General features: G+C 67.3%; 3 protein-coding genes. 1 reads left to right on the top strand and 2 read right to left on the bottom strand.

Annotated features, from left to right (window positions below; translation table 11 throughout):
* Positions 1–1,066: acyl-CoA desaturase (locus tag JHC79_RS15945; RefSeq protein WP_296392539.1), on the top strand; the 1,066-nt coding region annotated here is incomplete at its 5' end.
* 4 nt (positions 1,067–1,070) lie between these two features.
* On the opposite strand, the gene JHC79_RS15940 is transcribed toward JHC79_RS15945, so the two are convergent.
* Together JHC79_RS15940 and JHC79_RS15935 are read right to left on the bottom strand one after the other, a co-directional pair.
* A complete protein-coding gene (locus JHC79_RS15940) occupies positions 1,071–2,621 on the bottom strand; it encodes an acyl-CoA carboxylase subunit beta (RefSeq protein WP_296392537.1) in 1,551 nt (516 codons plus the stop codon).
* A gap of 7 nt (positions 2,622–2,628) precedes the next feature.
* Positions 2,629–3,807, bottom strand: a 1,179-nt coding sequence (locus JHC79_RS15935) for an alpha/beta fold hydrolase (protein WP_296392534.1), incomplete at its 5' end; no start/stop codon positions are given.

Genomic DNA, 3,807 nt, shown 5'->3' with positions numbered 1-3,807 from the left:
GCAGGTCGACGCATTGGGGGCGTCCCTCGACGCGATCCGGGCCGACATCGAATCCTCCCGCGGGATCCGCGACGCCGACTACATCCGGCGGACGATCCTCGCCCAGCGTGCCGGTGAGGTCATCGCACGACTGATCCTGCTCGCATCCCGGCGACGCTCCACCTGGCTCGTCGGGACCGGCCTGTTGGCGACGTCGAAGGTCGTCGAGAACATGGAGTTGGGGCACAACATCTCCCACGGTCAGTGGGACTGGATGAACGATCCGGAGATCCACAGCGCGACATGGGAATGGGATCAGGTGGGGCCGTCGGACCAGTGGCGGCTGGCCCACAACCGCGAACACCACGTCTACACCAACATCGTCGGCATGGACCACGACCTCGGCTTCGGCATCCTGCGGATGAGCCGGGACATCCCGTGGACCCGCACCCATCTCCTGCAGCCGCTCGCGAACGTCATCCTGGCGCTGACCTTCGAGTGGGGCATCGCCCTGCACGACCACGCCGCCCAGGTGCGCTACGACGAGGACAGGCCGTCGGTCGCGCCCGGCAGCGCGATGCGCTCACTGATCCGCAAGGCGCGTCGCCAGATGATCAAGGACTTCGGGGTGTTCCCGCTGCTCGCCGGACGACGCCGGCGGTCGGTGCTCGCCGCCGGTCTCGCGGCGAACGTCGTGCGCAATCTGTGGTCGTACCTCGTCATCTTCTGCGGCCACTTCCCCGACGGCGCCGAGACGTTCACCGCCGACACGTTCGACACCGAGACCCGGGCGGAGTGGTACCTGCGACAGATGTTGGGCAGCGCCAACTTTCACGCCGGTCCGGTTCTCGCGGTCATGAGCGGTCACCTGTGCTACCAGATCGAGCACCACCTGTTTCCCGACCTGCCGTGCAACCGGTACGCCGAGATCGCGCGCCAGGTCCGGGCGCTCTGCGCGGACTACGACCTCCCGTACACGACGGGATCGCTTCCGCGACAGTATCTCCGGGTGCTGGCCACCCTGCACCGGCTGTCGCTGCCCGACACCGTCCGCGGATCGCGGCAGCCTCTCGACGAGGCCGCCTGACTCCCTACACGGGGATGAGCAGGTGCTTGCGCGGTGTGCGGTGGACGTTCTTGTCCCGCAGTTGCGCCAGCGCCTTGCGCAGGTGCAGGCGCGTCGACGACGGCTCGATCACCGCGTCGATGTACCCACGCTCGGCGGCGAGGTAGGGTGTCGCCATCATCGTGTTGTAGAAATTGATGAAGTCGGTGCGGATCTTGTCCGCCTCCTGGGGCGACGCGTTCTCGGTCTGCCTGCGGGTCAGCACGGCGGCCGCCGATTCGGCCCCCATCACGGCGATCTTGGCGGTGGGCCAGGCGAAGTTGATGTCGCACCCCAGCTGCTTGCAGCCCATGGTCGCGTACGCGCCGCCGTAGGCCTTGCGGACCACGACGGTCACCTTCGGCACATCGGCCTCGACGTAGGCGAACAAGAACTTGCCGGATCTGCGGATCGTGCCCTTGGACTCCTCCACGACGCCCGGCAGGATGCCGGGGGTGTCGACGACGAACACCAGTGGGATGTTGAAGGCGTTGCAGATACGGACGAACCGCGTCGCCTTCTCCGAGCTGTCGGTGTCGAGCACCCCGGCCATCACGCTGGGCTGATTGGCGACGACCCCCACCGCTTGACCATCGACCCGCGCGTACCCGGTGATGATGTTGGGCGCAAAGATCTCCGACACCTCGTGGAACGCACCGTCGTCGAAGATGTTGACGAGGATGTCGTGCATGTCGTAGCCGGCGTTGTCGTTGTCGGGCAGGAAGACGTCGAGTTTGCGGTCGTTGTCGGTGACCTCCGGCTCGAGTCCGGGGTTGATGATCGGCGGCTTCTCATGACAGGTCGACGGCATGTACTCGAGGTAGTCACGCACCCAGGCGAAGGCGTCGGCCTCGGAGTCGGCGAGGTGGTGCAGATTGCCCCACCGGGCCTGGTTGTGGGCGCCGCCGAGGTCCTCCGCGTCGATCTCCTCGCCGGTGGTCTGCTTGATGATGTCGGGTCCGGTGACGAACATGTAGCTCGCGTCCTTGACGCCGACGAGGATGTCGGTGTTGGCAGGCGTGTAGACGGCGCCGCCCGCGCACTTGCCCAGGATGATCGAGATCTGTGGGGCCAACCCGGAGAGCAGGTCGTTGCGGCGACCCATCTCCGCGTACCAGGCGAGCGAGGTGACGGCGTCCTGGATACGGGCACCCGCGGAGTCGTTGATGCCCACCATCGGGCAACCGATCTTGCCCGCCCATTCCATGATCCCGGACACCTTGCGTCCGAAGACCTCGCCGACCGAACCGCCGAAGACCGTCTGATCGTGGCTGAACGCGGCGACCGGACGGCCGTTGACCAGACCGTGTCCGGTCACCACACCGTCGCCGTAACCGCTGGAATCGGCACCCGGCATCTTCGCCAGCGCCCCGATCTCGACGAACGTGCCCGGATCGAAGAGCATGGCCAGACGCTCGCGGGGAGAACAGATCTGCTTCGCAGCGCGTTTGGCGATGGCCTTCTCGCCACCGGGCTCCTTGGACGCCTCCAGCCTCTCCCGGAGGTCGGCCAGCTTGCCCGCGGTGGTGTTGGTCACTGTGTGCTCATTCCTTCGATACGCCCGCACCGCTGTGCTGTGCGGAGACCAGATCGGTCAGACGCCGGGTGAGGTCGGCGCCGATCCGTCCGATGTACGGCTCGTCGATCATCGCAAGGTGATCACCGCCGATGTGGACGATCTCGAGATCGTCGACGACCTCGCCCCAGCGCCCGTCGCGCGGGATGTCGGCCCAGCGCGGCTCGAGTTCGATGGCACCGTCCTGCATCTTGTCGGCGCGGTAGAGAACCACCTTGCCGTCGTAGGGGGTGGGCTCGATGGTCGAGAGCGCACGGTTGTCGAGGAACGACGTGCGCTGGTGCTCGATGATGCCGCCGGGAATCTTGGCGTTGCTCATCGACAGCAGCTCCATGATGATCCGGAACTGCCCCTCGTCATCGGCCTCGACCAGACGGTCCATCGGTACCGGGACGTCGTCGACGCCGTAGGTGCGCTTGGCGAACGTCATGTACCGCTCCAGCCGCGCGCGCTTCTCGTCCTGACTCTCCTCGGGAGAACCGTTGGGGCGCACCGCGTCCAACAGCGCCACGAGAGCGACATCCTCGCCGGCCTCGCGGAGCCCCTGCGCACACCCGTACGCCAACGCACCGCCCAGTGACCAGCCGGCCAGCAGGTACGGGCCGTGCGGGACGACCTCACGCAGCTTGGGCAGGTACTGCTCGACCCGCTCGGCGATGGTGCCCTCGACACGGTCGAAACCGATCACCGGCACGTCGTCGGGCAGCTTCTTGAGCAGGGCCTCGTACGCCATCGACGAACCACCCGCCGGGTGGAACAGCAGCAGCGGCGGGCGAGTCGAGTTCTCGACGGTGCGCAGGTAGCGGACGAAGCCGTCCACCGCACCGCCCTCGAGCTGATCGCGCACGTAGCTCGACAGGTCCTCGATCGTCTCGGAGTCCAGGACGTCCTCGATGTCGATCTCCCCGCCGGCGCGTTCGGAGAGTCGCTCGGTCAGCTTCTGCGCCATGTCCTCGTCGAGGACCGGCAGCTTGGTGAAGATGCCCCCCGCGGACTTACCGGTGACCATCGCCCACACGCCGAAAGTGAGCCGCTCGGCGGCGTCACGGGGCGGCACGTCGGCACCGGCGGCCGCGGCGACAGCCGCCTGACTGATGAGGTCACCCGCAGCCGCAGCGGGCCGGGCCGCCGGCTCGGCGGGCGTCGG

The organism is Williamsia sp., assembly GCF_016462415.1.
Taxonomy (GTDB): domain Bacteria; phylum Actinomycetota; class Actinomycetes; order Mycobacteriales; family Mycobacteriaceae; genus Williamsia_A.
Note: the sequence above shows the minus strand (reverse complement) of the source record. Positions and strands in the feature narration are given on the sequence as shown.